The organism is Sphingobacterium sp. LZ11T8 (genome assembly GCF_024261425.1).
Taxonomy (GTDB): Bacteria; Bacteroidota; Bacteroidia; order Sphingobacteriales; family Sphingobacteriaceae; genus Sphingobacterium.
This window is the reverse complement of the sequence record NZ_JANBZY010000023.1, coordinates 1-809: the sequence shown is the minus strand read 5'-3', so window position 1 is coordinate 809 and position 809 is coordinate 1. Positions and strand designations below refer to the sequence as shown.

Annotated in this window: 2 pseudogenes; one reads left to right on the top strand and one right to left on the bottom strand. The window is 40.8% G+C overall.

What is annotated here, in order from left to right:
* Positions 1 to 116 (bottom strand): annotated as a pseudogene (locus NLF99_RS19640) (tetracycline resistance protein); the annotation flags it as partial.
* 603 nt (positions 117 to 719) lie between these two features.
* Here NLF99_RS19640 and NLF99_RS19635 point away from each other — a divergent pair.
* Positions 720 to 809, top strand: a pseudogene (locus NLF99_RS19635) (23S rRNA (adenine(2058)-N(6))-methyltransferase Erm(F)); the annotation flags it as partial.

Here is an 809-nt window from a genome sequence, read left to right as displayed (position 1 = left end):
CCGTTTTGCTGTAATAATTTTGCCATAGTCAGTCCAACGGGTCCACCACCAATTATTGCAACGTTCTTATCACTAAGTAAATTCATTTGTTTGTCTGTATCTATTCGCATTGTCATTCAAAAATGGCCCATAATGGCTCGGCGAATTGGCGAAGTAGCGAAGCTGTATCGAAGATACAAAAGCGGAGCTATTTAGCCAAGTCGCTTGTTGTAAGCAGTCCGCGAAGCGGCGGCTTACGGCAAGCGACGTAAGTCGCCGAGCCATTGTTAGCAAGGAGCGCAGCGGATTGCTAACAACGGTTCTCAGCTATACGCAGGCAGGGATTTTAACCACTGAACTTCCTACGAAGAACTGAACTTTAAATTTACCACTTAACTGTCCTACGAAGCACGAAACCCCTGCTTGCGTATAGGTGATGTTATGCGGTCGGTTTTCATTTTCTCTTCTTTCTCGTTAATTTGTCAAGCAAAGTTACTAAATTTGCAGTCAAGCAATTTCAATTTTTGAATTATGTATTTCAGCAGACCTTGGACTTCTATCTAAGTGATAGGCAGTCCTGAAAATTCCAATCTCTTTTAGGTCAAGACAATTAGTCTATGGGTTTCGTGTACCGACTTTTTTGTAAAGGCGTTACGTTGTCATAGTTGCTCTGTCGGGTAATACTGTCTATTCACTTCTCCACGATTTGAATTCAAGTATTCACCTGTAAGAAGTTACTAATGACAAAAAAGAAATTGCCCGTTCGTTTTACGGGTCAGCACTTTACTATTGATAAAGTGCTAATAAAAGATGCAATAAGACAAGCAAAT